The organism is Pseudocalidococcus azoricus BACA0444 (assembly GCF_031729055.1).
GTDB lineage: Bacteria > Cyanobacteriota > Cyanobacteriia > Thermosynechococcales > Thermosynechococcaceae > Pseudocalidococcus > Pseudocalidococcus azoricus.
In genome coordinates this window covers 26,229-49,876 of sequence record NZ_JAVMIP010000010.1, presented here as the reverse complement: position 1 = coordinate 49,876, position 23,648 = coordinate 26,229, and the positions used below count along the sequence as shown (strand labels likewise).

The following is a 23,648-nucleotide window of genomic DNA, read 5'->3' as shown; positions in this document are numbered from 1 at the left end:
CATGTCTATTCCTTTACTTGCCTATAGCCCCAGTTCTCAGAATCAGCGGGTAACTGGTTTTGAAGTAGCTAATGAAGATACGCCCCGGCTTTATTCCTTGGTGGATGCTCCCGAGGCTAGTGATCTCGATGAATTGATTTGGGCGGCCTACCGACAGGTGTTTAGTGAGCACGTTTTGTTGCAAAGCTATCGCCAGGGAAACCTAGAGTCACAATTGCGTAACCGGGCCATCTCTGTCCGAGACTTTATCCGGGGCCTGGCTAAGTCTGAAGTGCTGCGTCGTCTTTTGGTGGAAACTAATTCTAATTACCGCTTGGTTGAAGTGGGCCTAAAACGGATTTTGGGACGTTCCCCCTATAACAAAGATGAAGAACTGGCCTGGTCAATTCGGATTGCCACCGAAGGCTGGGATGGTTTTGTCGATGCGCTGGTGGACAGTGACGAATATAGCCAAAACTTCGGTGACAACACGGTTCCGTACCAACGTCGCCGCTATCAAGATCGGCCATTCAATTTAGTCACGCCTCGCTATGCTGACTATTGGCGCAATAAATTGGAAGATGGGCGGTATAAATGGGGTGACATTAAGAACTTTTTGGCGATGGCCCGCACCGTCCAGGTTACACCCCTCCGCTATAATTCTGTCAAGACGGACAATATTAAGATTCCAGATATGAGTCGGGATGGTTCTGGGACTGCCCTAGCCTCGATTAACTCGACCGCATCCTTTCCGTTACGTTGACCTTGACCGCTATAAATTTCTGCTTTTATTTGGGAGATCTGCATGAGTTTACCGCTATTGGCTTATAAACCGACTACTCAAAATCATCGGGTTGCCAGTTTTGGCCCTGCTGATTTAGATGAGGATACCCCTTACATTTATCGGATTGAGGACGCTGGCTCGCCTGGGGAAATGCAACAGGTCATTTGGGCTGCCTACCGGCAAGTGTTTAGTGAGCATGCAACTCTCAAGTTTAATCGCCAAGTCACCCTGGAGTCTCAGGTGAGCAATCGGGCGATTTCAGTGCGGGACTTTATCCGGGGCCTGGCTAAATCTGAGCGGTTCTACAACACCGTCGTGGCCGTCAATGATAACTATCGGCTGGTAGATATTTGCCTGAAGCGCTTTTTGGGCCGGGCAGCCTACAACGAAGCCGAGAAGATTGCTTGGTCTATCAAGATTGGGACTCTGGGGTTTCATGGCTTTCTAGATGTGTTGATTGATTCTGAGGAATATACGGCGGCTTTTGGGGACTATACCGTTCCTTATCAACGGAAACGGATGGAAGGTCGGCCGTTTAATTTGGTTATGCCTCGTTACGGTTATGAGTATCGGGATAAAGTGGGCACAACAACGACCGATTGGCGGTTTGCCCTTGAGCAGTTCTACAGCCGCAAGTACGAAATGCGCCAACTTCGGGAAGGAGATCCCCGTAAATTCCGGAGTATGGCGAACGCAATTGCGCCTACACCCCGCTATGCCCAACGGCTGTCTTCCTTTGAAATTGATTACATGAACAAAGTGCCGAAACGGAAATAATTTGGGCTGATCGAGCACTAATAATTTCCAAGAAGAGAGGGTTAATAATATAGCTCTCTCTTTTTTATTGACTGGCTATCCCCCAGGCCCTGTTCAGTATCCTTTGACCATCGTTATTGAAGAAACATTAACTTTGCCACCAGAGTTGTTAGTTATTGAAGGTTTTTAACCAGGCCTGGAACTCTGAAATATCTTCCAACTCGAGCAACGTCTTACCCAATGATTCTAACTTTTGAGCAGTCAAAGACCTAACTTACTCCTCAATGGCGGTTGGTGAGTTGCCTACAGTTTGAGGACTTCTGGATCTATAGCGTTACGCAGACTGTTCTGAGAGAGTAGAAATGTCAAAAAGACTGCTCATAAAGCATTTTCTGACTTGTCCCCATCTCACCCTAAATGAGTAATGCTATAGTTAAGCAAGAGAAGGGGTTGCTGTAGAAAATCGCTGATAAATAGTTGCTAGCGCTTGTTGATCGCCGACATTGCCAGGGAATAAGACCACGGGGAGCTTGGGAAATTTGGGATGGTCAGCGGGGGTTTGAATCACAGAACAACCTGGCAAAATTTGTCCGAGGAGGCGAGCCGTGGGCAGGTTTAGACCCGTGCTTAAGACATCATTGGAGGTAATTCCCCCTTTGCTAATCAGGAAGCTCATGTCTGTTGGTAAGGCCTGGACAATATCCATCAACAGTTGGGACACAACCAGGCCAAAGGCTAGACGGGTGGCAGTATCGGGAAAGCTTAATTCTTGGCGGCTAGTGTAAATTACTGGAGTTAGGTTAGCCTGAAAAGCCTCATAAATCTCAGCCAAGGTTGTTTCTAAGAGAGTTGAGGCGGCGGCTTGATTGCTGGCAAGGGGTTCAAGATCCAGTTCGATGCCAACCAGGCCGGGTTCCTTAAGTAAGGCCATTAACTGTTCTGTGGTTTTGCGGACATGGGAACCGACAATAATCGCCCCCGGCCGGGAGTTACGGCGCAATTGTCCCATCTCAGTGGCGGGAATCGGTTGGGGAGGGAGTTGGGCCAGTCCGGTGAGTAAACTAGCCGCACTGCGAAAGAGAAAACGTTTACCGCTGGCCGCAACCGCAAGACTATCCTCAGCAAATTGATTCATCTGGGCCTGGTTGACCGCATCTACCACCACACATTGATTGTCATGGAGGGCTTGGAGTTGGGCCTGGACACCCTGTTGAATATCAGCTTCTAAAAACCGCACCACCTGATCCGCCGGGATTCTACCCTGGGTTTTTTCGGCTACATAATCGGGCAGATAGCTATGGTGATAGGCAAACACTGAGTCTTGGGCAAATTCCGTTTCGTGAACTGGGGTGGGAACGCCATTAATGATCAGGTAATGGATACTGTCTTGTGTGAAGCGGCCCCCTTCAAAAAAGGCTGGCACTAGAAAATGAGCATCAAAGGGGCCAAGGATTGCCGCAATGGCATCGGTTTCGATTGGGTAGTGGCCCCGCAGAGTAGAGTCCGACCGACTAACCACGAGAAAATCGCTAATTCCAGTTTCGACTAAGGCTATTTTCAGAGTTTGGCAGACTTCGGTGGTAATGGTTTGGGCCTGGTCAGGGGGCAGGGCGCGGGTATTGGTCAAAATAAAGAAAATTGGCGCAGCATCTTCCAGACCCAGGCGCAAGGTCTCAGTATCCCAGCGAGTTAATAACAGACAACTGTGAACGGTTTGGGAGCCAGTGGGGTCGTCATCGAGAACAATAATTTTGGGTTGGGCGGGGGCCAGGGTCACGGTATCAACTCCTTACGTGGGAGAAGCAATACCCTATTCTCTAATTTTTCTGGCTCTGAATCGTGTCAAAATTTATTGCTTTCCACCTAGCCAATCAATTCAATTCATAGGGAATCCAGGCCTGGGAAAAATTGGCGGGAGTCGGTACAGTAAAGTCAGAAAGAATTGGGGATGTGGCAATGACCGTGATTAGTCTAGTGCAACACACAAATTATGACTATCAGGAGTTAGCAGCCAAGTTAACAGAATTATTAGCCCCCTTGGGTGGCCTGGCCGCAATTGTCAAACCAGGGGATCGGGTTCTCTTAAAACCCAACTTGCTAACCGGAGCCAGACCCACGAAAGAATGTGTCACCCGTCCCGAAATTGTCTATTGCCTGACGCAGATGATCCGAGCAGTGGGTGGTCAGCCGTTTTTGGGGGATGGCCCGGCCTTTGGAACTGCCTTGGGTGTAGCTCGCGCTAATGGCTATTTACCGGTGATTCAAGATTTGCAACTGCCTGTGATTGAATTTCATGGAGAGCGATACGAAACCGTTAGCCAGGAATTTAATCATCTCCGTCTTTCCAAAGAAGCGATGTCCGCCGATGTGATCATTAACCTGCCCAAAGTTAAATCCCATGTCCAACTGACCCTGACAATGGGGGTGAAAAACCTGTTTGGTTGTGTACCGGGAAAAATGAAGGCCTGGTGGCACATGGAAGCGGGCAAAGACCGAGATCGGTTTGGACGGATGCTAGTGGAAACTGCCAGGGCGATTCAGCCGGATTTAACGATTATGGATGGGATTATTGGACATGAAGGGAACGGCCCCAGTGGTGGCGAACCCCGTCCCCTCAATCTTTTAGGAGCTTCTACCAATGTTTTTGCTCTTGACCAAGCCATTGCCACGATTCTCCAGGCCGACTTTGACCAAGTCCCGACCCTCAAGGCCACCGCAGAACTGGGTCTGTCCGTGGATTTAGCGCAAGCGGAATTTCCTCTCCTCAAGCCCCAAGACTTGCAAATTGATGATTGGCAATTTCCGTCCCAACTAGTTCCGATTGATTTTGGCGCGCCTCGGGTTTTGAAATCTACCTTTAAGCACTTATACGTGCGCTGGATCAAAGAACCCCTCTCAACTTACGGCCGGGTTTAAGGCCAGATGGAGGCTTTGCTTTGGTCAGTATGCCCAGTTGATGGGTTCTCCTGGTGCCAGGGTGAGAATGACAGACTGTTGTTATGACGACACTAATTTGTTAACGACTTCAAATAATTTGTTAATGTACATAATTTGTTAATGTACATCAGACTGTCTCAGATAGATGTTTGATGGGGGCGGAGTCCATCGAAATAACCTCTAAAAGACTTTCCAGAAAAGCGTTCTCACTTGTCTCAAAAAAGCAATTACCCCTAAAATTACCCCTATCCATATAGTGCTTGAACCTTGAAGCACCGACAATGATTAGAAACTATACACAGCGCACCCAGCCTTCGCACAGAACTTATTTAGCTTGAATAACTTTTGTAAAGCACTGTTCGCATCCCCTGTGACAAGTACAAACTCAAAATAGTTGTTGCACGAAGCGCACCACGCTATGATCAGCCCATGATCCAGTCATTTCGGCATAAGGGGCTAAAAAAGTTTTATGAAACAGGTAGTACGTCAGGAATACAGCCTACTCACGCCAAACGCCTAAGAATGCAACTTACAGCCTTGGACACTGCTACTACTATCGAGGACATGAATATCCCAGGATTTAAGTTACATCGGCTCAAGGGTGCAGCGAAAGAACGCTGGTCAATTTGGGTTAATGGCAATTGGCGGATCACCTTTGAGTTTCATGGCGGTCATGTGTATGTACTGGACTATGAGGATTACCACTAATGACAATGCACAATCCACCTCACCCTGGAGAATTTATTCGAGATGTTTACCTGGAACCCTTCAACATTTCTGGGCGCAAGTTGTCCGAAAAGCTAGGTGTCTCTCCCTCTACGCTGAATCGCATCCTTAGCGGCAAAAGTGGGATTAGCTCAGAAATGGCATTGCGCTTATCTATAGCTCTAGGACGTTCCCCGGAAAGTTGGCTTTCTATGCAGGATAACTACGATCTTTGGCAGGCCAGGCAGTCAGTTAACCTCGATGCTGTTCAAAAAGTAGAGTTTGATGCTGCATGAACAGTAAACCTAGGGGAAGTCATTTAAGGGTTTAACTCTCGCTACTGAACCACTGCACTGCCTTGTAAATGCCAAAGCCTAATGCCGCCGCCGCAACAGCCGGAGCCGCAACAGTGAGAGCTACCCCAGCCGCCATGCCTCCCCCAACTGTGCCGCCAATAGTTGCTAAACCAGTAGTTATTCCCACTGCGCTAACTCCAGTAGTTCCAGCACCAGCAATCGCTCCCAAAGCTATGGCACTACCCCCCACTGCACCGACTTTTGTTGCTAGTCGTCCTGCTCCTCTTGCATCTCGTTCTTCTTGGGGTAAAGTTTCATCATCTTTGAGGACTTGGTTCATTGCGAGAGTAGTAACAAAAGCAGGGGCCGCACCCAATGCGCCAACTCCAGCAACAGCACCACCTCCGATAGCACCGCCAACTGTTGCTAGACCGGACATAATTCCCGCCCCACTTAATCCGGCTGCTGCGCCTACTCCACTAACTACGCCTAAACTACCAGCAACAGCGGCTCCAGCTAATGGCGCACCTGCACCAACTGCAACTCCATTCTTAACTTGCTCACTTTGATGTTTACCTGTCTTACACCACGCCGCAAAATGTTCGCAGTTATTGGACAGTAAGCTATACCCTGACTCACCGAGCCGACTGACTGCCCTCTCAACAACTATATTTGGCGCAGAAGAAGCATTGTCAGCATATCTGACACATTGAACATTATTGTCTTGGGCAAATTTTGGAATAACTAATCCCCCGGATTTGTCCACCTTTGACCTTACCTTCGTAGTGAATCACCACATCAACGTATTTTCGACCATTCCGCAGGACATCACCGCAGTAAATTCCATGATGAGCGTAGGGCTCCACAGCCATAAAAAAGATGATCGCCAAGCTTAGGAGTATAGGAGGACATAATTCTTATAACCGTTACTAGAGGTTTGCTGTGAAGTATGAACTAAGCGGCAAGAGACCACATACCGTATAACTACCGAAATTCCACTGCTTGACAAAGATGTACATCCTATAGACATCTTTTAAGCGCAAAGAAACACCAAAATCCTTAATAAAACTACTAAATTCTTAAAAATATTTAAGTTGATTTTGTTTAATGAACTACCATGCTACCCAAATAACTTATCTAGGATGATTGTAGTTTTGAGAACCTCACTTAAATCATTGCAGCAAAAAATGTATAAAATGACACAGCTTATAGCTTTACAGGCTTTGACTCGATTAGCGGAAGACCCGCAAGCCATAGGAAGACTACTTGAGAGCTTAGGAGAACTACCCAATATTCCAATGCCTACAATGGGAGGCTATGTATTTTGGACTGATTTAGGGAATATTCATGGCTGGAGACTACAACGCAACAATGTATTTGGAAATTATCGAATACTTGACCCTGAAAACGTGAGAAGGGCTTGGGGTGGTGAGTCAGCAATGATTAGAGCATTTGGGGTACTCGTAACTCCAAGGATTTAGAAAGTAAGCAGATAATTGGCGAGGAAATTAAAACATGGACAGTAACCTATTTAAGTTGGATTGGCAAGAATACCTAGTAATGTCTAGTTATCAGTATTATCTAACTCTACAGGATGTAGAAAGAGAAGAAAACATAAACATAAGAAGGCTTAAAAAAACTTGGGCAAAAAATTGGAAGAATTATATTGAAGAATTTCTAGCTAGCCTTGCCAACAAGAAAGTAAATTCATTAGATGAAGAACATTTATTCGATTATTCAAATGAATTACTAAAGCATCAATCAAGGCTCATTGATAGAATCACAATTCTTATTGAATTGATCGTATTTAACCCTTATTTTATTTTTGAAAAGGATGATTGCAACAATAAAGAGTATGAAAATCTCAAGGCTGATCGTGGAAACTTCTTTACAGATGATTGCTGGATAGAAGAAATCAAATACATTTCTGAATATCTTTGCCTTGATCCTGTTTCATGTCTGCGCCTAAAAGACTTCTTTGAAGAAGCAATTAAAGGAATAAAAGGAGGTGGAAATCTTTTTTGGTGGTTGCTTGTTGGTGCGGCACTTTTTGCGCTTTTAGCTCCTTTTGCAATACCTGCTGTAGTGGGCTTGTTGGCTCCTGCTGGACTCTATGGGGCTGCCGCTACAAGTTCTGTTTTAGCTGCATTAGGTGGGGGTGCTATTGCAGTAGGTGGCTTTGGAATGGCTGGTGGGGTAGCAGTCATTATTGGAGGGGGTGCTCTTATAGGAGGAGTCACCGGAGGAGTTTTAGGCACATTACTCAAAGATGCTCCTGATTTGGTTGTCTTACAGGGAGCCAAGCTCGTTGCAACGGTGCGTGAAGTTCATGTGCATAATCGTAAGCTTGCCTATGAGTTAGGAAAAGCAATTAATTCTGGCCTGAGAAAGTCAATTCATCAACTAGAAGAGAAAATCGAAAGTGAGTATCTTTCAGGTGATTTAAATGACGCAAGGAGAAAAGAAAAGGAGAATTTAGAAAAATCCATCGAATACCTAAGAAAAACGATAAAAGTTATTCAAGACTTTTTAGCTGAAAATTCTAACTTGTATGGAAGCTCCAGTTTTGGCGCATCAATACTTCTAGAATACACAGGCACTTATAGACAAATTTATTCTGCACCTCCTCAATTACCTGCTGGAAAGAACTTAGATGTAGAACAGTACAGATTTAGTCCAGTTTGTTCAAATTGTTTACATCTATCCGAATCAGACTCTAATAACCCCTATAGAGCTTGTACTGCTTTTCCCGAACGCATACCAGACGAAATTTGGTTTGGACGTAACTTGCACCAAAGTCATTACCCAGGTGATCATGGTATTCAATTTACTAAACTCTAAGCATTTTCAGCGGTAATGAGAATTTTGGAGAGCTTCATGTAATTTTGCTTTTGGTTTATCCATAGGTAGAACTAGGGGAATTCATTTAATTGGCAAGTTATAAAAGATATTTGAGCCTAATCAATGCCAATTCTATTACCCTATTGTGCATAGCAATTATCTTATTTGTGCCATACAATCAAACAGGCTTTATAAACGAGAGTGTCCAAACTATGCCGCAGCACTAAACTATGACACCGACTCATTACCGCTAGTAGAGGCTGCATACTATAAATTGCACAGACACTCACATTTTTAGAAAAAGGCATCTGTAACTCTAGTCTGAAAGGTGTGCATTAGATAGTTAAGAAGTACAAATGAATAATTAAGTAAAACCAAATAATAAAAAGATCAGCTAGAGAACCATGCTAGATTTCGAAAAAAATAGATATATGTTTAAGTAGAGAGACTTTCATTGAGAAGTAAGTACTAATGAACAAATTAGCAGACGACATTGCGGATGTTGTTACGAAATTAGGTGACGATTTTTCTAAGTTTTTCTTGTACGAAAAAGTGCAAGGAGATTATGGTGAAAGCGAATTGAAATGTGTTATTGATCAATTTAGTCCATATTCTGTAGTCTTTGTATTTGACAAAGCGATTATAGATTGCGAGAAAATTATAAATGATTTTTATGGAGATGGTGCTTTTAAATTCTTTATATCAGTTCTTTTTCGAAAAAAATTAAAGATTGGATGGCTTAGGAAATTATTGAAGGAAGAACGTGAAAAACTCTGGAATAGTTGTGTTAAATTTCAAAATACTGGAGTTGAATTTACCAATTACACAAGGAACGACAAGCAACTTGAGTTATACCGCAAGAGATTTATGCAAGCAAAAGATCATGTGGTAGATGTAATGGAAAGTTGTATTGCTAGATTATCAGAGGAGTTGAGTAATTATTTTGAAGAAGGATTAGAAAATTTTAATAATATTAAATTAATAACTATTCTCTCACTTATTATAGTTGTTAGTATCTTTGGAGTATGGTGGTTTGCATTTAGAAATAAACCTACTTCGTCTTCTAATTTTAGATTCAACCCTCAACAAACAACATCGGCAGTTTTTAGGCTTACCCAGGCCCGAAGTGATTACTTGTCGTAAAGATACAGCCCTAAGCCAAACCGAGCGCAAGCCCTCCTAAATGCCATAGATTCAGCGTTGCTAGATGGATCACCATAGGAACTACAATCTAAGCTCTCAGTCCCCGTAGCAGACCGGACAATTAACCCATCACTGCTCGACCATAAACAAGCGACTGTCAGATAACTGAATCTGTGTAATCTGCCACGTCCAACCTGGGCAGTATTTCGACAGGATTTTATTGGCAGTATGCCAGGGGATATAGGTTAACGTCGTGCCACCTTGTTTGCGCTGCGCTAACAGACATTGAGGCAGTGGACGACTCAGCGCAGATTCAATTTGTTTCAGTGACCATTCTCCAGGCATTATAGGCGGTTCTAAGGCTTCAGGATTGACATTAGGTAATGTTGCGTTCATTGGTGATTCTCCAGTAGTTGTAGGGCAATTTAGGCGGGGATTTAAGCCCATCCCCAGAGGCAGCTATGCACGAGCAAAGCTCTACAGTTAGTTACCACTCATCAATCAAATTGCCGTTCTCATCGAATAAATCAGGGTGCAGAATCGGGTCAGGGTCATCAATCGGTTTATTTTCACAAAGCCAATCAAAATCTTGATCCATCTCAGCCTTAGCCCGATCCTCATCTTGCTGTTCACGAAGCCGATCCAGATATTGCGAATAAGTCATGATCGTTTAATCCTTAAAAAACTAGGTGGGTGTAGCGATGGGGATTTAGCAGCATCCCCTGACTGTCTGAATTGCTTTAGCTTGTTACGCCTAAATAGTCCGCAAGGGATGAGTACCCAAGCTCAGATAAAATAGCGTAGCCATGCTTACAGACACCCTTACCCAAGACCTGAAGTTGGCTGTTATAGTCCTCACAGGTACATTGCAGCGGTGACTTATGGGAACGCTCAATAGTGACGTGGTGACGAGAATCTTTAACAGGGTTGTAAACGTGGTAAGTGTTCGGTTCAAATAAGTCCTTAGTAACTTCCAAAACCTTGCTGCCAGCTTTGCGGAAATCTACAAACTGATGCCGAAATTTAGACTTGCTGACAAGGCGGGAAACTTGACCCTTAGCCCAGACATAAACGCAGTTGAACCAGACTTGAACCTTGAGAGCGTTATATTTGCGTCCCAAGATACGAATGGCATTAGATACGGAGTAGATCAAATCCTGTGCAGATTTAGCGACTTGAATACCAGAGAAATTAGCAGACATAATATAAAGACCTCTTACTTGGGGTAGAGAGAGCGTTCTAGTTTGGCGACTTGCGCTCTCTTTGTTTATATCCTTATTATCTACTATGTGACATAGAGAATTAATGATTTGAATATTAGCATTTTCTATGTAACATACGAGAATGGATAACCACAGCTTATCTCTATGTAACATTGAGTTCTAGTGTAGAGTGAAGTTGTTGAACTAATGAATGTCATGTCAGATAGACCACAAAACCGCAATCTCAAGCCACGTTATACGCCAGGCGCAAAACCTGATGAGTCTTGGTATCCCAAACCGATTAGTGTGCGTGTCGGTCAATCTGTAGGCAATTATGTCTATTCGCTACCAACCGCCGAAAGACTGACTTGGTTGCGGAAAGTTCTAAAAGAAGCAGTTGATCGGGAACTAGCTGCACAAAACAAAGAGTAAGTATTTATACTTATCACTCAACTTCAAGTTTAGGGAGTATGTGCGTCACATTCAATTTCGTGTCTTACAGCGCAGAGATACAGCGGATTCGATATTGGACTGGTACAGCTTAAGGTGCTACACCCCTGTTTTGAATTAGATTCAAGGCTTGAATGTACCAAATAGATGCCGAAAGTGCTGTAAAACGAAAGTCCACGCTGATTTACTTTTTTGCATGGACTAAATACATTAAGGGTGTTCATACCAAGTAGGCACAAAACCAGTACCTACTCAGTTATAAAAACACTCCTAAGCTCTCTGTTTTAACTCCTGCATCTGGTAGTATGCCCATCCCTTTGGCTTCTTGTAACCCCTCAAGGTTCCGTACAACTCAAAATCAGATTGAGTAAGGTTTGAGAGGCTGTGCAACTTGGCATAAAGCCATCGCTTATCTTTTCCCTGCTGTTTGGCGACCGCAAAAAACTGCCTAATAGCTGCCTTATTGTTGGTAGCTTGCTGAAGCTGTCCCGTTGGAGTTGCCTTTTGTTTCCCAAAAAGATAACCACAATGTCGGCACTGAGAACTAAACAGAGGAACGAGAGCACTGCAACCAACTTTACCGTCCCGATCTTTTTGGCTAGTCGGGCAAAGCTTAATTGGTGGTTTTCCAGTACCTTTAGGGGCAACTCCCCCATGATCTAGCGCAATATCTTTAATATCTTCCACACGACCGTGTGCAAACACATTCCCAGCAAAATCCAACACCAGAGCATCTTTTTTCCCTAGCGATGGACGCAGAACTCGTCCTAGCTGCTGTAAGTACACAATCAGGGATTTTGTTGGGCGGCACATCAACACTACAGAGGCATGAGGTGCATCAAAACCAACACTGAGACAGCCACAACTAGCTAGAAATGTGAGATGACCAGAAGCATAGTCACCTAGAAATTTCTCCCTATCTTTAGGCGCAGTTAGGCTTGTAATTGCCTGTGCTTTTATCCCTTGCCGTCTAGCTTCCTCTGCAAGTGCTTCAGCGTGTTCAATATTGACAGCGAAATATTGCAGGTCGGTTAAAGGCGAGTCTCTGATACTCACTGATAGCCAGTTTCACCTGCTCTGGGGTATTGCATACAACCGCAAGTCTGTTTAGGTCATAGTCACCACACTTAACCTTGACCCCCTTCAAATTGACCTCAGCTAACTGGTAGTATACAGGCTGCACTAGAAAGCCCATATTTATCAGGTCAGAAGGGAGGGGGGCTTTAATTAACTCATCAAAAACATCCCCTAAGCCTTCGTGCTTTGCAGATCGCCAAGGAGTTGCAGTCAGTCCAATGTGACGTGCATTGGGCATCAGTGAACGGAGAGTTTTAGCTGCCCGACTAAATGCAGTCGTGTGGCACTCATCTAAAATCACCACATCAAAGGGTTGTACTTTCCACTTGTGCCGCCTGGACAGGGTTTGCGTACTTGCCACCTGTATTTGAGGCGCAGAATTTTCCGGTTTTCCAGATTTGATGAACCCGTGCAGAATATTCCATGCCTTCAACTTTTCGCTAGTTTGGTCAATTAGTGTCACTTGATCCACCAAGACCAATATGCGTAAACCTTGAGATAACAGGTCTCGGATGAGGCGGCAAGCAATAACCGTTTTCCCCGCACCTGTCGGCGCATAAATCACAATGCGGCGTGATTGCGAAGCGTGGACTTCATTGATGATTTTCTCTTGATAAGAACGTAGTTTTATTCTTGGTTTTCCTTGAATTGAATGAATAAGAAAAACCACGTCTGTTCAAATCCGCATAAGTAGGCGAGTTAGTTCGCCAATCTGCCAAGCAGTAAAGCAGGTGAAAATATCGTTAATATCGTTAGAACGCTATGCACTAAGCGTAGAAACTATATGCCGCAAAGCTTTCAGAACTTACGATACTTAAACCAATATCGTTAAGACTGACGATAATACCGTTAGGAATGAAACCCTTATGGTGCAAGGCTTTCAGGGATTTACTAACGGTATTAACGATATTTCCGATATTTTTACCTGTCTTACTGCTCCCGGCTTTCTGGAAGTAATTTTTGAAGATGGATAGTCTTCTCGTTGGTCTTCATGTTGCGCCCGAACTGGATTTCGATACCGCAAGCCTTGAGGTCGGGTTTAAGGCGGTTCAGTTGCCGAACTAGGGAGTTTGGAGCCTTGGTCCAAGACTTTAGGCTAGTTGCGCCATGCTGAACACGGGTTTCCAGTACGCTCAAAAGGTCAGTAGCCGTCCCTTCATAGCCCCCATGAGATTGAAGGTCTGAAACTAGTCCCATAATTGCTCCTGCAACTGGCGAAGATTCCAGAACCACCTGTCGGGACATTTCACGGTTTGCCTCGAAAATCTTGACAAAGCCTTCTTCGGTATCAGCGTCAATCCCTAAAGCCCGCTCTGCCGCAATCGCCAATTTGCCGTAGTCTGCCAGCCGAGGTAAATCCTTGTCCTCTAAGGTTTCCCGAATCGCTAGAGCCTGAGAGAGTAGGGTCAATAAAGCCCCTAATATGCCCGGTTTCATTGCCTCTAACTTGGCTTTGAGATGCTGCTTAGAGAGTCGCTTAGACTTATCAATTTCTGGTAACTGCGCCATCAAGAGCCGATCTGCCAAGTCATCACGAGTTACAACATGGTCAATTGCAGTGATCACTTGGGGCCTGGAAAAGTCGAAGTTAGTTTCCCCTTCGGTCTCAAATAACGTGCGGGTACTGTGTCCGAATCCAGTGGCAACTCGACAAAGAATATCGCTCTCAGCTTCAGAAATATAGCTCACGTTATCGTAAGCCATAAGCCATCGCCGGGAGCCAGCGACACCGACTTTATGGGCATCACCGGAAATATGAATCAAGGGAGCTTTGCCGGGGTCAATCGTACCTTTCATAGCTTCCGTAATGGTTGTTTTACCACTGCCCCGACACGCTGCCAGCAGCAAAATAGGATAATCACCAAAGGGTGTTAGACAATAAATCCAGAAGGTAACGAGGATAAACCAAGTCCGTTTGGCTTCTGGAGTGTCAGCGTCCAGCCCCATTAGTTTTTTGAAGTCCTCTAAGTTTCCACCTTCAACAGGAGTTGGCAACGGAAGCATTGAATTAGGCCGCCAAAATCGTACTGGAGGACAGTCAACAATCCGCCATCCTTGCGTATCAATTTCGACTGCTTGCCATTTTTCGTTACACAAATCCAGATAGATTTTGCCGTTATAGTCTCCAACTCGGAGCCATACTTTAGTCTCTTTGCCTTCGTAAGTCGCCACAGCTTCTAGCGTGGTTCGGGCTGCGGTAAAGGCATCGGAGTTAAGGCAACGCCCAAAATTTTCATGCAGCCGCCGAGCAACCCACCGCTTAAACTCGACTGAACGTAACCGATATGTGTGACGGCAACCATCAACAATCACATCGGCGTAAACCTCTTTTTCTGCATCGTGATAAAGCTCACATTCTTGCGTACACAGGTTAACAACCAATTCCGCAAGAGGTTGGGATTTAGGCTCTTCAGCTTCCAGTTGGGACTGTAGTTGATAGTTTTTGAGTATCTCTAAGTTTGTGCCAATCGGTTTAAGCACTTTGTCATAAAACCCATTAGCCCGGAGATCAGCAATTTCATAGTGTTTGAATAACTCAGAGAGAATAGCAGCTTTGACCTTGCCAGCAATTAAGGTTGCTTCGGTGTCAACATAGCCCCGCTCCTGTAACCAGTTGACATGAGAAGGAAGCAAGGTTGCGAGCCATTCAAACACGCCCATCGCATTTTCTGAGACAAGTGCCTGCAAGGTTTCCGCCGTAGCCGTAGGGTTAGCGTCCAACCATTCATCAAAGCCAACTTTGTCTTTACCCTGCGCCGGAAAACAACCAATTCGGCACTTAATCAAAATGCCAGTACGAATTAACGCCGCTGCAACAGAAGGCTTATGAATAGCGTCACTGTCTGCGAGATAGGCGGGGAACTTACCCTCCAGGCTGTGCCGCCAATCAGGGTCTTTACTTGCTTCCACATCTGCCTTAAGTCCCAGCCAAACTCCAAATGTGGATATAACCCGTATCCCTCGAATAGCTGCCTTCTCTGCCCCGATTACATCCTCAGTCCCAAGAATTATGGGTTGCTGAGTTTCAGGGCGCAGAATAGTGTAGGGATCATAAAGAACCCCTGCCTTCGTACCTGATGGAAGCAGGTATTTGGGAACGTGCTTAAATTGCTTTTTTCCTTGAGAGGTCTGCCACTCATTAAGTTGAGCGAGGTGATGCGCTTCAGCCTCTTTGGAGTTATACCAATTTCGGGCAGCCCCAAATTTACTGCCTGGCGCAAAGGGAAAGAAAATGACACCATCAGGACTCGTAGAACAAGTGCCGAAACCAAGCTGAGTAGTAGCCTCTTTGTAGGTGACGTAGCGAATACCAAGCCTTGCAGCATCCATTTCTGGAATGCCACGACCTTTCAAAAAGGTTCTAATTTTTGTATCAATCATGTATATTTCTCCAACTTTTTTTAGGGTTTAAACCGTTGGAGAGAAAGAAAGCGGGATAGTATAATCCCCTAAAACCCTTGCAGGGCTTGCATTTGTGATAAAATAGCCGTATAAATAAGAAAACCTTTTCTATTCTTTCTTTCTCTCTGAAAGAAGTTCTGCCCTCTTTAGTTCCAAGCTAAAGGGGGAAATTTTTTAGTAGCTAATCGCTTCACCTCCTGCTGTTTTAATTAAACTGCGAATATCCTCTACCTTCCAAACAGTCGTGCGAACAGAGAGTTTGACTCCCTTGGGAAAACGTCCGCTTTTCACGCCAGCCCACCACGTAGATTTTCCAATTGGGATAATCTGCAAAATTTGATTTAGACGTAAGAAACCAGTGGTGGGTAATTCTAAATGTTGCTGCATTATGTTAGCTCTACAGGGACTCTTTGAGTCTAGCAAAGATTTCATTGCATGGGACGGATAATGAAAAACAAAATGGGATAATGGCATTTTCCCATCGGAAAGCTTTGCCAAATATAGGTTATAGCGTTTCTCATTTTTGGCGACTAGCTTTAAGGCTAGAGTGAGTTCGTATCTCATTGATGATCTTATTGATTGTCTTTCTATCCATGCTCTTCTCAAGGGTTGTCGTGGTTATCAGTTCAACTTTACTGACAATATCCTTGTCACTTATCCCGATCTTTTGCTGTTTAAATAAAGCCAAGATCAGCTTTAAGTAAGATAACCGTCTATTGTGGTCTAACTCGTCGTCAGATTCCTCGGCTTCATCAGGAAATAGAAAGCTAGGCTTAAGTCCTCTTGTCCCTGCATATTCGATCAACAATTCTCGACTAATGTTTTCTGGAGGAGGGTCTTGCTCATACTGCTCGGCAGATTTGGAACCTCTCATAAAGGGTGGAATTGTCTTATCATTTATGCGGTTTGCTCTTGCCTCAACCCATTTCCTTAAGTCCGTTACTCTTGCTCTGACCTCCGGTAGTTTCTGGTTCTTCTCGATAGGGTCTAAGTTGAATAGAAGGCAAGCCGCTACCAAAAAGTCGAAATGCTCCATGTCTTTGTAGGATGCTGACATTAGACTTGCTCCTTTAATGTGTCCAAATAATCTGCCCAGACTTGCATCATCTCCCGCCGCTCCTTTAGGTGCGTAGTTCGGTTGTAGGCTCGTCCGAGCGGGTCTTTTACGGTATGTCCTAGCTGATGCTCGATGTAATCTGGTCGAATGCCTAAGACTTCATCCAGCAGCGTTCTGGCAGTCGCTCGGAAACCATGCGCCGTTTGCTCACTGCCATCAATCCCCATTGCCCTGAGAGCCGCCGTAATCGCTGCATTACTCATTGGCCATTGGCCGGTTTGATGTTCGGGGACTCGGAAACACAAACTCACCTGTCCGTGTAAAAGGTTGTATTTCACGCAGAATTGCGGCTGACTGAGTAGCCAACGGTACGATATGCGGTTGATTGGTCTTGCTGAGAGTGGATAGCCATTCTTTAGTGTTAAGGTCAACTTCTGCCCATTTCATTGCACGTAACTCACCCGGACGCACAAACAATAAAGGAGTTAGCTGCAAAGCACAGCGCACTACCAGCCCACCAGGATAAGCATCAAACATCTTTAAGACTTGCCCTAATCGTTTTGGGTCTGTAATTGCAGCTAGATGATTCTCTGGAGATGGCGGTAACGCTCCAGTTAATCCTGGGGTGACATCATGATCTACTCGATTAGTTGCAATGCCATAACGCATCACCTGAGAGATTATACTTTTGACTCGATGGGCGGTTTCAATGGAACCACGCTTGATAATGCCTTGGAGTAGAGACAATATCTCTGGGGCTGTAATATCGGCAATTCCTCTATCTCCTATTAACGGAAATACGTCCCGCTCAAGTCTTTGCAGATTAACCTTGGCATGACTTGCTGCCCAGCTTGGTTGCTTGTTGGCAAACCACTCTCTTGCTACGACCTCGAACTGGTTCAGCGCAGTAGCGACTCGTGCCGACTCAATCGCTTGTCGTGCGGCTGAAGGATCAATCCCTTTTGCCAGTTGTTTTTTCTGCTCACTGAGGATTTCTCGTGCTTCAGCTAAACTGACATCTTGGTAAAGCCCTAAACTGAGTAGCTTTTCTTTGCCTTGGTAATAATATTTATGCCGCCAACGTTTACTGCCTTTCGGAGTAATTTCCAGGAATAAACCACAACTGTCAAAAAGTTTCTGTACTTTGTCTTTAGGCTTGGCATTGCTAATGGTCAGGACTGTAAGTGCCATAGGGGTAAGCTGTGAGTCTCAAGAGCGATTACCCCTGAGTTTACCCCTACTTACCCCTGGATTGCAGTGGATTTTGTGAGACTAACTGAGACTGAAGAATAGCCTAAAATGCTCTAAAACGCTTGCTGCAAAGACTTTCTTGGACAGTCTCAGATTATTGATTAGTGGGGGCGGAGGGACTTGAACCCTCACGACTTATAAGGTCAACGGATTTTCATTCTCCTGCTGCTTTCACAGCCACCCGCAAGTGTTGAGAATTGGACTCTCTCTTTACCCCCTTTGACGAATCATGGTTGGGTAGCTCCCGTCGAGTCTCTGCACCTTCCGTTCCCGTGATAAAAAACGGCTTGGCTCAGGATTGCCCTATCTCAAATGCTGAAAACAGACATCAGACTTAGGTTTCCCTGAATTTGAGAGCAGTCACTTAGCAAGTTTCCCCACTAAGGCTCAAATTACTTAAGTCCGCAGCGTCTACCATTCCGCCACGCCCCCTTAAGTAAGCCTTATCATACCGCAGGCTAGGGAGCTATGGGGATAGGATGATTAAATTTTGGCACAACCTGATTAAAAATCCTCATCGGCTCCATCACCACGACTAAGATTGAACCCAGGCCGGCAATCTCTTAAGATGTCTGTATTTCTAATGCAACATATACACTGACTGGGGAACATATCAATGAGCACAATAGATTTGGCAGTGGTCGCAACCTACGGGGGGCTGGCCGGGGCTTATCTCTTAGTCCTGCCTTTTTTGACCTATCTCTATCTCCAAAAACGCTGGTATGTGGCTAGCTCTTTTGAGCGGGGGTTCATGTACTTTTTGGTGATGTTCTTTTTTCCCGGCATGATTGTTTTAGCGCCCTTTTTGAACATTCGCCCCCAACCGCGGACGTTGGAGTCTTAGAGTGCGGCGAATTGATGCCATTGCCCTAGGTCTGGCTGCTGTAATTATGGGGGCAGTCATCTATGGAGTTTTGCAACTGTTTGGTTTGGATGCCCAGACCGCCGGAGTTTGGAGTCAGGCCATCTTTGTCATCGGCTTACTGGCCTGGTTATCAACCTATTTTTTTCGGGTTTTTACCAAGCAAATGACCTATAACCAACAGCTTAAAGACTACGAAGATGCTGTCCTGGAAAAACGGCTGGAGTCCCTCACACCCGAAGAGCTAGCCCAACTACAAGCCGAGATAGAAGCCGACTCATCCGATGCTTGACCCCAACTCTCAGACTAGTTTTTCGGACTTCATTAGAAAAAATAGGTTACAACATCCTAACTGCAAGCTAAAATCAGGGCATCCCATCTGGGGTTGACTAGGAATCAGTTTGTCTAGGCAGGCAAATTTTCCGGTATTTGTCCTCATCCAGGCCTGGGAATGATGGTGTAGGAGATGGATTAGGGGTTGCGGATGTTACAACGTCATTGGTTCGCCTCGCTAGTGGTGGGGGGTACTTTACTAACAGGCCTGGGAAGTTGCGCGAGTGAACAAGCTGGGGCTCCCCCTCCTCCTACAGTCAAAGTCGCTACCGTCCAAGCGGGGATGTTAGTTGACACGGGAACCTACAACACCCAACTCCAATCTCGCCGGGCCATCAACCTCAGCCCACAGGTCTCTGGACGAATTGCCCAAATTTTAGTTCGCTCAGGGGTGAATGTTCCCCAAGGCGCGCCGCTGATTCAAATTGATCCTTCAGAACAGTCCGCCGCCGTTGCCAGTCAATTTGCGGCCCTCCAGGCAGCCCAGGCCACTGTTGAAACCTCCCGTTCTGAATTGCGCGCCTTAGAAGCCCAACGTCGATCTGACTTGGCTACCCTGGAATTTAATCGTCTTCAGGCCGAACGATATACGGCCCTATTCGAGCAGGGGGCTGTTTCCAAGGAACAAGCTCAGTCCTTTATTTTGGCCTATCGCACCGCCCAGGCCACGCTCCAATCCACCGATGCCGATATTCGGGCCCAGCAGGCCACCATTATTGAAAATGAAAAGGTTTTACAACAGGCTCGGGCCAATACTCAACAACAGGCCGTCCTCCTGAACTGGTACACCGTCAATGCCCCTTTCGCGGGCAACATTGGCAACATTGGCCCGAGAGTGGGAGATTACGTTACACCCCAAACCAACCTCCTGACCTTGACCGAAAATCAACCCCTAGAAATTTATATCAACATCCCCATTGAACGGGCCGCAGATTTACGGATTGGCCTCCCCGTGGAACTGATTGACACGAGCGGAAAAAACATTGCCACCAGTCAGGTCTTCTTTATTGACACCACCACTAACAACAATACCCAGACAATTTTGGTTAAAGCCCTCTACGAAAATCGGGATAACCGACTCCGCGCTAACCAACAAGTCCAGGCCCGAGTGACTTGGGATCAAAAGCCCGGAGTTCTGGTGCCAACAACAGCCGTTTCCAATTTGGCGGGACAAAACTTTGTCTTTGTGGCCGAACCTAGTCAAGATGGGAAAACTGTGGCCCGACAAACGGCAATCCAACTGGGGCGGATCCAAGGTAATAATTACCAAGTCCTGAAAGGATTACAAACCAACGCCAGGATCATCACTTCGGGTATCCAGCGTGTCCGTGACGGTGAACCCATTACTCCTGAATCCTAGGCCGGTCTCCCATGCTGTCAGAATTCTTTATTAAACGACCTGTTTTTGCCACCGTTTGCTCCCTACTGATTATTCTGGTGGGAACCGTTGCCTTACCGACATTGCCCATTGAGTACTATCCCAACGTCACCCCGCCCACGATTCAGGTGGCCTCTAACTTTGCCGGTGCCAGTGCCGAAACCGTAGAAACCAATGTCACCACCATCTTGGAAACAGCCATTAACGGCGTAGAAGGGATGGATTATATTGACTCCACCAGCGATAACTTTGGCAACAGTAATCTGACCATTACCTTTACCTCGGGATACAGTCAGGATATTGCCGCGGTGGATGTGAACAACGATGTTGCATCGGTGCTGGCCCAATTACCTCAATCCGTCCAGGCCACGGGAGTAACCGTCACCAAAGCCTCGCCCCAAATTGTCACTGCGATTGGGCTATACTCCCCCGATGATCGCTATGACTCGCTGTTCATCAGTAACTACGCCTCCCTCTACATTACCCAGCCGTTGCAGCGATTATCGGGGGTGGGTCAGGTGCAGATTTTTGGCCAACGAACCTATGCGATGCGTCTGTGGTTGGATCCAGCCCGACTCGCAGCCCGCGGCTTAACAGCAACGGATGTGACCAATGCCCTAGCGGATCAAAACATCCAAGTGGGGGCAGGGATTATTGGCGCACCACCGGCTCCTTCCGGGCAAGAATTTCAAATTTCAATCCAGGCCCAGAGTCGTCTAGCCAGCGAGGAGGAATTTGGCGATATTGTCATTCAACGGGGTGAGGATGGCTCCTTAATTCGAGTCCGGGATGTGGGACGAACCGAGCTTGGGGCCCAAAGTTACACCACCGACTTTAACTTTGATGGCAAAGACGCGGTTGGGGTCGGGATTTATCAGTTAAACCAGGCCAATGCTCTCGATATCTATGCTCTGGTTGATAAGGAAATGACGGAACTGGCCAAATCTTTTCCCCCCGGATTGGAATGGGCCTTTGGGTTTAGTACCACCAATGCTGTGGAAGAATCCCAAAAAGAAGTGGTCGAGACCCTTTACGTTGCGATCATCCTCGTCGTTCTGGTGATTTTCCTCTTTCTCCAAGACTGGCGTTCTACCCTGATCCCCTTAATTACGATCCCGGTTTCCTTGATTGGCACGTTTGCCTTCATGGTGGTGTTTCAGTTTTCCTTAAATAGTTTGACCATGTTTGGCCTGGTGTTGGCGACTGGGTTGGTGGTGGACGATGCGATTATCGTGGTGGAGAATGTCACGCGGTTGATGCAAGAGCGGAACATGACCCCAATGGAAGCGGCGATTGAGTCTATGCGGGAAGTGTCTGGGGCGATTATTGCCACTTCCTTGGTCTTAATGGCTGTGTTTATTCCGGTGGCTTTTTTCCCAGGCGTAACAGGGCAACTCTATCAACAGTTTGCCTTAACCATTGTCTTCTCCATTGCCTTTTCCACCTTTAACGCCCTTACCCTAAGTCCCCCCATGAGCGCGTTATTACTGCGGCGGGAAAAACCCCCAGTAAACAATCCGGTTGATCGCCTGCTGACTAATTTTATCTATCGGCCAATTAATGTCTTTCTCGACTGGCTCCGGAGCGGCTATGAGCATAACTTAACAGTTGTTGTCACCAAGTTTAAGGGCGTTGTTCTGATTGGCTTTGTCGTACTTTTGGGCCTAACCTACTGGCTATTCAATGTTGTCCCGCCGGGCTTTATTCCAGAAGAAGATCAAGGCTATTTTGTCACCCTAATTCAATCGCCTCAAGGGGTTTCCATCGAATACACGAACAATATTGTCAGAGAAGCGGCAAAAATTATCTCTGGTTTTGACGAAATCATTGGCCCAGACTTACCCCCAGACCAACGGGGTCACACCTTTGCCATCACAGGGAATAACTTCTTTGGCAATGGGCCGGATAAAGGGGTGATTTATACCTCGATGCAACCTTGGTCAAAGCGGCGATCTTTAGATCAAATTCTTCCGGAAGTCCAACAAAAGTTAGGGGGGCTTACGGGCGCAATCATCTTTGTTACCAATGTTCCTGCCGTTAATTTGGGTGGTAGTGGCCTGGGTGGCTTTGATGTCCAAGTAATGGATCAACAAAATTTGGGCTTTTCGGCCTTGAATGCTGCGGTTTCTGAGCTAGTTCGCACAGCGGCTTCGGAACATCGGCCAGCGGGTGGGCGACCAGGCCTGTTAGGGGTGAACACGCCCTTTGCTGATAATGCGCCCTTGTTGTCGGTGGATGTGGATCGGACAAGGGCCTTAGCCTTAAATGTGAATCTAAACGATGTCTTTAATACGATGCAGGTTTATCTCGGTTCGGCCTATGTTAACCAGTTCAACCTGTTTGCCCGCAGTTATCAAGTCATTATCCAGGCCGATCAACAGTTTCGCTCTAACCCCGATGACATTAACAAGCTCTATGTCCGTTCCGTAGATGGCAACATGATTCCCTTGAGCAACCTAGTCACGGTGAAGCAGATTACGGCCCCGCCGATTGTCTATCATCACAACCTATTTCGGTCAGCGGAAGTTACGGGGTCAGGGGTGAATGGTCTCAGTGATGGCCAGGCCATGAATATCATTAGCACCCTCGCTGAGAAAATCTTGCCTAGGGGCATTAACTTTGCCTGGACAGGTCTATCTCTGGAATCCACCCGTTCCGGCGGCCAGGCCCCATTTATTTTTGCCCTTGGCTTAATCTTTGTCTTCCTGATTCTCTCAGCCCAATATGAAAGCTATATTGACCCCCTGATTATTCTTCTGTCTGTACCCTTAGCGGTTTTGGGAGCCTTACTAGCTCAGGAAATGCGGGGTCTCGCCAATGACTTGTTCTGTCAGATTGGCTTGGTGATGCTGATTGGTTTAGCAAGTAAAAACGCCATTCTAATTGTTGAATTTGCCAATCAAATCAAGGAATCGGAGGGGGTTTCCGCCACTAAAGCCGTGATCAAAGCAGCGGAAGAGCGGTTACGGCCGATTTTAATGACAGCCATTTCCTTCATTTTGGGGATTTTGCCCCTGGTCTTTGCCTCAGGTTCCGGTTCCAATGCCCGGCATTCCTTGGGAACAGCAGTTTTAGGGGGCATGATTGCTTCCACCCTCTTGAGTTTCTTCATTGTGCCGGTGATTTATATCGTGATTAAATCCCTTGAAGAGCGTCTCAGCAAGCCTGCTAAAAAGCCCCTGGAGGAAAGCTAGG

26 protein-coding genes are annotated in these 23,648 nt (G+C 46.1%); 13 read left to right on the top strand and 13 right to left on the bottom strand.

The genetic code is table 11. From position 1 onward, the window contains the following. Window position 1 precedes the first annotated feature (1 nt). Both RIF25_RS10565 and RIF25_RS10560 read left to right on the top strand, forming a co-directional pair. On the top strand, window positions 2-742 hold the full coding sequence (locus tag RIF25_RS10565) for a phycobilisome rod-core linker polypeptide (RefSeq protein ID WP_322878504.1): 741 nt from the start codon (window positions 2-4) through the stop codon (window positions 740-742). Between the two features lie 42 nt (window positions 743-784). Then, window positions 785-1,540 (top strand): phycobilisome rod-core linker polypeptide, encoded by a 756-nt coding sequence (locus tag RIF25_RS10560; RefSeq protein WP_322878503.1) that lies wholly within the window; start codon window positions 785-787, stop codon window positions 1,538-1,540. A gap of 148 nt (window positions 1,541-1,688) precedes the next feature. Here RIF25_RS10560 and RIF25_RS10555 read toward each other — a convergent pair whose 3' ends face one another. Beyond that, the gene (locus RIF25_RS10555) at window positions 1,689-1,784 is read right to left on the bottom strand and encodes a hypothetical protein (RefSeq protein WP_322878502.1); all 96 of its coding nucleotides are present in this window, start codon (window positions 1,782-1,784) and stop codon (window positions 1,689-1,691) included. Between the two features lie 168 nt (window positions 1,785-1,952). Then, window positions 1,953-3,296: a four-carbon acid sugar kinase family protein gene (locus tag RIF25_RS10550; protein WP_322878501.1), complete on the bottom strand. Its 1,344-nt coding sequence runs from the start codon at window positions 3,294-3,296 to the stop codon at window positions 1,953-1,955. Between the two features lie 179 nt (window positions 3,297-3,475). Here RIF25_RS10550 and RIF25_RS10545 point away from each other — a divergent pair, with 179 nt between their 5' ends. From RIF25_RS10545 to RIF25_RS10535, 3 genes are all read left to right on the top strand, one after another. Then, a complete protein-coding gene (locus RIF25_RS10545) occupies window positions 3,476-4,435 on the top strand; it encodes a DUF362 domain-containing protein (protein WP_322878500.1) in 960 nt (319 codons plus the stop codon). 450 nt (window positions 4,436-4,885) lie between these two features. Then, on the top strand, window positions 4,886-5,164 hold the full coding sequence (locus RIF25_RS10540; protein ID WP_322878499.1) for a type II toxin-antitoxin system RelE/ParE family toxin: 279 nt from the start codon (window positions 4,886-4,888) through the stop codon (window positions 5,162-5,164). Next, window positions 5,164-5,457 (top strand): HigA family addiction module antitoxin, encoded by a 294-nt coding sequence (locus RIF25_RS10535; RefSeq protein WP_322878498.1) that lies wholly within the window; start codon window positions 5,164-5,166, stop codon window positions 5,455-5,457. The genes RIF25_RS10540 and RIF25_RS10535 overlap by 1 nt, the downstream gene beginning before the upstream one ends. 31 nt (window positions 5,458-5,488) lie before the next feature. Here the strand turns inward: RIF25_RS10535 and RIF25_RS10530 are convergent, their stop codons facing one another. Then, window positions 5,489-6,223, bottom strand: coding sequence for a lecithin retinol acyltransferase family protein (locus RIF25_RS10530; RefSeq protein WP_322878497.1), 735 nt, complete (start codon window positions 6,221-6,223; stop codon window positions 5,489-5,491). A gap of 376 nt (window positions 6,224-6,599) precedes the next feature. Between RIF25_RS10530 and RIF25_RS10525 the strand changes: the two genes are divergently transcribed. From RIF25_RS10525 to RIF25_RS10515, 3 genes are all read left to right on the top strand, one after another. Next, the gene (locus tag RIF25_RS10525) at window positions 6,600-6,938 is read left to right on the top strand and encodes a hypothetical protein (RefSeq protein WP_322878496.1); all 339 of its coding nucleotides are present in this window, start codon (window positions 6,600-6,602) and stop codon (window positions 6,936-6,938) included. Window positions 6,939-6,972: 34 nt separating this feature from the next. After that, window positions 6,973-8,298, top strand: coding sequence for a phage holin family protein (locus RIF25_RS10520; RefSeq protein WP_322878495.1), 1,326 nt, complete (start codon window positions 6,973-6,975; stop codon window positions 8,296-8,298). Window positions 8,299-8,769: 471 nt separating this feature from the next. Next, the gene (locus tag RIF25_RS10515; protein ID WP_322878494.1) at window positions 8,770-9,441 is read left to right on the top strand and encodes a hypothetical protein; all 672 of its coding nucleotides are present in this window, start codon (window positions 8,770-8,772) and stop codon (window positions 9,439-9,441) included. A 129-nt stretch (window positions 9,442-9,570) separates the two neighbouring features. Here the strand turns inward: RIF25_RS10515 and RIF25_RS10510 are convergent, their stop codons facing one another. The 3 genes from RIF25_RS10510 to RIF25_RS10500 all read right to left on the bottom strand — a co-directional run bounded on the left by RIF25_RS10510 (window position 9,571) and on the right by RIF25_RS10500 (window position 10,643). After that, a complete protein-coding gene (locus tag RIF25_RS10510) occupies window positions 9,571-9,837 on the bottom strand; it encodes a hypothetical protein (protein ID WP_322878493.1) in 267 nt (88 codons plus the stop codon). A gap of 91 nt (window positions 9,838-9,928) precedes the next feature. Continuing rightward, on the bottom strand, window positions 9,929-10,105 hold the full coding sequence (locus RIF25_RS10505; RefSeq protein WP_322878492.1) for a hypothetical protein: 177 nt from the start codon (window positions 10,103-10,105) through the stop codon (window positions 9,929-9,931). 76 nt (window positions 10,106-10,181) lie between these two features. Further along, a complete protein-coding gene (locus RIF25_RS10500) occupies window positions 10,182-10,643 on the bottom strand; it encodes a hypothetical protein (protein ID WP_322878491.1) in 462 nt (153 codons plus the stop codon). 216 nt (window positions 10,644-10,859) lie between these two features. On the opposite strand from RIF25_RS10500, the gene RIF25_RS10495 reads away from it, so the two are divergent. After that, window positions 10,860-11,075 carry a hypothetical protein gene (locus RIF25_RS10495; RefSeq protein ID WP_322878490.1) on the top strand — a complete coding sequence of 72 codons (216 nt, stop codon included), beginning with the start codon at window positions 10,860-10,862 and terminating at the stop codon, window positions 11,073-11,075. Window positions 11,076-11,363: 288 nt separating this feature from the next. Here RIF25_RS10495 and RIF25_RS10490 read toward each other — a convergent pair whose 3' ends face one another. The 7 genes from RIF25_RS10490 to RIF25_RS10460 form a co-directional block, all read right to left on the bottom strand. Then, on the bottom strand, window positions 11,364-12,149 hold the full coding sequence (locus RIF25_RS10490) for a DEAD/DEAH box helicase (RefSeq protein ID WP_322878489.1): 786 nt from the start codon (window positions 12,147-12,149) through the stop codon (window positions 11,364-11,366). Next, window positions 12,094-12,840: a DEAD/DEAH box helicase gene (locus RIF25_RS10485; protein ID WP_322878488.1), complete on the bottom strand. Its 747-nt coding sequence runs from the start codon at window positions 12,838-12,840 to the stop codon at window positions 12,094-12,096. The genes RIF25_RS10490 and RIF25_RS10485 overlap by 56 nt, the downstream gene beginning before the upstream one ends. A gap of 260 nt (window positions 12,841-13,100) precedes the next feature. Next, complete coding sequence (locus RIF25_RS10480; protein WP_322878487.1) at window positions 13,101-15,551, bottom strand: hypothetical protein; 2,451 nt, start codon at window positions 15,549-15,551, stop codon at window positions 13,101-13,103. A gap of 195 nt (window positions 15,552-15,746) precedes the next feature. After that, window positions 15,747-15,959 carry a helix-turn-helix transcriptional regulator gene (locus tag RIF25_RS10475; protein WP_322878486.1) on the bottom strand — a complete coding sequence of 71 codons (213 nt, stop codon included), beginning with the start codon at window positions 15,957-15,959 and terminating at the stop codon, window positions 15,747-15,749. Between the two features lie 130 nt (window positions 15,960-16,089). Then, window positions 16,090-16,629 (bottom strand): hypothetical protein, encoded by a 540-nt coding sequence (locus RIF25_RS10470; protein WP_322878485.1) that lies wholly within the window; start codon window positions 16,627-16,629, stop codon window positions 16,090-16,092. After that, window positions 16,629-16,892, bottom strand: a complete 264-nt coding sequence (locus RIF25_RS10465; RefSeq protein ID WP_322878484.1) for a tyrosine-type recombinase/integrase — start codon at window positions 16,890-16,892, stop codon at window positions 16,629-16,631. The genes RIF25_RS10470 and RIF25_RS10465 overlap by 1 nt, the downstream gene beginning before the upstream one ends. Continuing rightward, window positions 16,885-17,820 (bottom strand): tyrosine-type recombinase/integrase, encoded by a 936-nt coding sequence (locus tag RIF25_RS10460; protein ID WP_322878483.1) that lies wholly within the window; start codon window positions 17,818-17,820, stop codon window positions 16,885-16,887. The genes RIF25_RS10465 and RIF25_RS10460 overlap by 8 nt, the downstream gene beginning before the upstream one ends. Window positions 17,821-18,496: 676 nt before the next feature. Here RIF25_RS10460 and ndhL point away from each other — a divergent pair. The 4 genes from ndhL to RIF25_RS10440 all read left to right on the top strand — a co-directional run bounded on the left by ndhL (window position 18,497) and on the right by RIF25_RS10440 (window position 23,647). After that, entirely contained in the window at window positions 18,497-18,724 is a 228-nt protein-coding gene (gene ndhL / locus RIF25_RS10455; RefSeq protein ID WP_015125140.1) for an NAD(P)H-quinone oxidoreductase subunit L, read from the top strand. A gap of 1 nt (window position 18,725) precedes the next feature. Beyond that, window positions 18,726-19,034: a DUF3007 family protein gene (locus RIF25_RS10450; RefSeq protein WP_322878482.1), complete on the top strand. Its 309-nt coding sequence runs from the start codon at window positions 18,726-18,728 to the stop codon at window positions 19,032-19,034. Window positions 19,035-19,226: 192 nt separating this feature from the next. After that, window positions 19,227-20,435, top strand: coding sequence for an efflux RND transporter periplasmic adaptor subunit (locus tag RIF25_RS10445; RefSeq protein WP_322878481.1), 1,209 nt, complete (start codon window positions 19,227-19,229; stop codon window positions 20,433-20,435). A gap of 11 nt (window positions 20,436-20,446) precedes the next feature. Continuing rightward, window positions 20,447-23,647, top strand: a complete 3,201-nt coding sequence (locus RIF25_RS10440; protein ID WP_322878480.1) for an efflux RND transporter permease subunit — start codon at window positions 20,447-20,449, stop codon at window positions 23,645-23,647. The last annotated feature ends 1 nt before the right edge of the window (window position 23,648 follow it).